The sequence below is a fragment of the Aurantimicrobium sp. genome, assembly GCF_036667855.1.
Lineage (GTDB): Bacteria > Actinomycetota > Actinomycetes > Actinomycetales > Microbacteriaceae > Aurantimicrobium.
This window is the reverse complement of record NZ_JAVWTF010000098.1, coordinates 1-2,603: the sequence shown is the minus strand read 5'-3', so window position 1 is coordinate 2,603 and position 2,603 is coordinate 1. Positions and strand designations below refer to the sequence as shown.

General features: G+C 51.2%; 4 protein-coding genes. All 4 read left to right on the top strand.

Annotated elements, in window-relative coordinates:
• The first annotated feature begins 149 nt into the window (after positions 1 to 149).
• Complete coding sequence (locus RR877_RS10345) at positions 150 to 386, top strand: hypothetical protein (protein ID WP_332628188.1); 237 nt, start codon at positions 150 to 152, stop codon at positions 384 to 386.
• Entirely contained in the window at positions 386 to 1,210 is an 825-nt protein-coding gene (locus RR877_RS10340; protein WP_332628186.1) for a hypothetical protein, read from the top strand. Before RR877_RS10345 ends, RR877_RS10340 begins: the two co-directional genes overlap by 1 nt.
• Before the next feature lie 9 nt (positions 1,211 to 1,219).
• On the top strand, positions 1,220 to 1,501 hold the full coding sequence (locus RR877_RS10335; RefSeq protein WP_332628184.1) for a hypothetical protein: 282 nt from the start codon (positions 1,220 to 1,222) through the stop codon (positions 1,499 to 1,501).
• A partial coding sequence (locus RR877_RS10330; RefSeq protein ID WP_332628182.1) for a DnaB-like helicase C-terminal domain-containing protein occupies positions 1,491 to 2,603 on the top strand: 1,113 nt, incomplete at its 3' end. The genes RR877_RS10335 and RR877_RS10330, both read left to right, overlap by 11 nt.

Sequence of the window (2,603 nt, the reverse complement as noted above, 5' to 3'; positions counted from 1 at the left end):
CACAGAATCACTGTCTGAATTCCGCACCGGCCTGTGGTGGGATCGCAACTTCTATCCTCATCATGACATGGTACTTAACGATCTGCACAGTAAGGGCCTGATCCCTGCTGGCGAATACATCATCAACATCGACTGGTAAGGAGTAGAGCATGAGTGACCTGAGTCCGCCAGTTGTTCACGGCAAGCTGATGGGTATGGACATTACTACCCGCCTTCCGTACAACGGGCGTGATGGGACCGTGCACAAGATGGCACCAATCATCACAATGGTGATTGAGGATGACGAAGCATGGCATCGTAAGAACTTCAAGTTCGATGCCGGATGGTTGGATGATCTGATTCTGTGTGCTCAGCTTGCAAAGGAACACATCAAGAGGACTGAGTAATGACACCACGTGATAACATCATCCTTTCTTATGGTGACATGGAGCGTGACACGATTCAGTCATCACAGGAATGTCCTCGCTGCCTCGGTGGTCAGGACAAGGAGAGTTCTCTGTCTGTTGGTATGACAGGCGAAGGTCTCCTGTGGTGGCGTTGTCATCGTTCCTCGTGTAACTTCAGGGGTGGATGGAGAGGCGGGATGCCGGGTGGTGAGGGCACCGCTCCGGTCAAGGCTCGCTCAACATACACCTATCACGCGCAACCCTTACCGGACGAGGTTGCATTAATGCTGGCTGAACGCCTGCATGTTCCGGTTGAAACTTTCGGCGAGACGGGCTGGTCATATACACCCGCCTATGCAGGCCGGGGACGCAGAGTAATGATCCCCATCCGTGACCCAGACGGTCGTCGCCGAGGGTTTATCTTCCGTTCATACTGGGGTGACACACCAAAGGCCATGAACGAAGTGCTTCCAGATACCGGAGAGAGTATCGCTTGGTTCCGAGCCAGTCGATACGGCACCACCGTTGTTGTTGTAGAGGACGCTCCGTCAGCACATCGTCTGATGTGTGCGGGTATGGATGCGGTTGCCTTGCTTGGGACTACGATCAATGAAGCGAGAGCTGACGAGATTGTTAAGGCAGGATTCAGGAAAGCAATCATCGTGTTGGACAACGACGCGACAGATCAGGCCATCAAGCAGGCGCTGTACATGCCCCGATTCTCTGGACTCTTTAACGTTAAACCGTTGGACAAGGAGGATGTGAAGGATATGGATGATGCAAACTTCACGAAGTTTGTCAGCGAGGTACGGGCCATGAACTAAAGGAGACACTTGACGGATAAAGCAATTAGGAAATTAGCATTCAGCTATGCCGGTGAGACTTGCCCAGCTGTTGACAGTTGGTTTGACTACCTCACTGACGAGCTTGTTGAAAAGTTTGGTGGAGAAGACGAGGATACTATCGCCCTCATCACCGAGCGTGTGGACGATTGCAGGGAGCGTGTTAAAGCTGATGGTACTATTCTCTTGAGAGACGCCATGTATTCTATGGCAGTTGATATGATTTCTCTGGAGCATAGGGCAACAGAAGCGGAGGCACGAAATGGAAGCTAACATCCTTGGCGCTATCATGGCGTCACGCAATACGTTCGATCTTGTTAATGAGCATCTGACTGACAAGGATTACAGCCGAGAGTATCAGCTGGTCAAGAAGAACATCAACGGTTATTACGAGCGTGATCCCAACGCAACACATGTGGATCATGAGCTGTTGATTGCTCAGATGGAAACGACAACCGGTAACAAGAAGCATCAAGAAAGGTTTGCCACCTTGATCCGCGAAGCGCGTGCACATGGAAGTAGTGCAGCTAACGTGGACAGTCTTATCATCAGTAGTAAGATGGAAGCGGTCATGCAGAAGATTGCATTGGCAGCTGTCAACAAGACTGATCCGTCCGAACACATGGCGGATTGGCAGAGGCTTAAGGGGATCGAGAGCCTGTCAGATCTTAACGTTAAAGGCGTTGAGATACTGGATAGCAATAACTTCAGGGATGTGTTCTCAAAGAAAGCCGAAGGCACTGGACTGCTGAAGGTTTATCCTCTCGAACTGAATGGATTCCTTAAGGGTGGTGTTGGCCCTGGCCATCACATCATCACGTTCGCTCGCCCAGAGATGGGCAAGACTGCATTCAACATCACCATTGCATGTGGCTTCGCTAATCAGGGAGCCAAGGGCATCTACTTCCTCAACGAAGATGTGCTCGACGATGTGTATGCACGTGCAGTAAGTTGTCTCACTGGTGCACCAGAAGAACAGTTGGTCAAGGACATTGGTAAGTGGGAAGAGCTTGCGCGTAAGCGTGGCTTGGAAAACATCATGTTCGTGTCACTGTCTCCCGGCTCGCCTGCTGACATTGAGCGATTCATCGAACAATTTGAACCGAAGTGGATTGTTGTAGATCAGCTTCGCAACTTGCAGATGAAGGAAACCAACAAGGTGTTGCAGCTGGAGTACGCTGCTAGCGCCATGCGGAACATCGGTAAGAAGCATGGTGTGATTGTTGTGTCCACCACGCAGGCTGGTGATAGCGCCGAGGGTAAGCGTCTGCTTGACATGGGTGACGTTGACTTCTCTAACACTGGTATCCCTGCGCAGGCCGACGTTCTTATCGGCATTGGTGCCACACGAGAGGATGAGGCAGAGAGTAAGAGA

What these genes read in the sequence shown, in the direction of transcription:
- RR877_RS10340 (WP_332628186.1), top strand. Translation starts at nt 386, where the DNA reads ATGACACCACGTGATAACATCATCCTTTCTTATGGTGACATGGAGCGT.
- RR877_RS10345 (WP_332628188.1), top strand. Translation starts at nt 150, where the DNA reads ATGAGTGACCTGAGTCCGCCAGTTGTTCACGGCAAGCTGATGGGTATG.